Source organism: Ruminococcus flavefaciens 007c (genome assembly GCF_000571935.1).
GTDB classification, from domain to species: domain Bacteria; phylum Bacillota; class Clostridia; order Oscillospirales; family Ruminococcaceae; genus Ruminococcus; species Ruminococcus flavefaciens_F.
Genome location: NZ_ATAX01000038.1, coordinates 1 through 688, shown reverse-complemented (window position 1 = coordinate 688; position 688 = coordinate 1). Strand labels below are relative to the sequence as shown.

Annotated in this window: 1 protein-coding gene; it reads right to left on the bottom strand. The window is 43.9% G+C overall.

Annotated elements, in window-relative coordinates:
- A partial coding sequence (locus RF007C_RS16110; protein WP_037301744.1) for a CotH kinase family protein occupies nucleotides 1-688 on the bottom strand: 688 nt, incomplete at both ends.

Sequence of the window (688 nt, the reverse complement as noted above, 5' to 3'; positions counted from 1 at the left end):
CCTCGGAACGATAGGCGTTTTCAAAATTCTGCCAGTAATCCTGCACATAGCTCATCATTGCGTCGTTTGAAGCAAGAAATTCGGGGGATTTGAGCATTACTTTAAGTCCCGAATCTGTCATGAATTTTGATTCCTCGTCGTATTCCTCAGAGGACTCAAAAAGGTAACCGCCCGAAATGTCGCTTTCAAAGTCATAATAGTCCGATACCAGATATTCTTTTCCGTCAAAAGTAACTGTACCGCCTTCTTTTATCCATGACATATCCTCTGTCATCATATCTGTAAGCTCGTCTTTTTTGTCACCCTTTATCTTTTCCTTTTTAGCGATAGCAGAAGCGGCGTCCTTAGCTTCGCCCTCCCAGTCAAATATATCCACTCTTGCTTCTTCAATGCCTACCTGCTCGCAGAGCTGATAGTTTCCGACGTATTCACCGTTTATGACTACATCTGTCCAGACTGTCTCCATAGTGGTGAGACCGAGCTCCTTGGAAAGCTTTGAAGCAGTCGTATTTCTCAGAAGGCTTTCGTCCTGATAATTTGCAAGCAGGCACCATTTTTTGCTCTTACCCATACCGTAAAAGTCGGTCTTTTTATCGAGCTTTATCTTATATGGCTTCTTTTCCCAACCCCATGTAGTATTGCCGCGGCCTTGCATAGTCATTTTGCCGTTGTAAATCGGCTCTGCTGT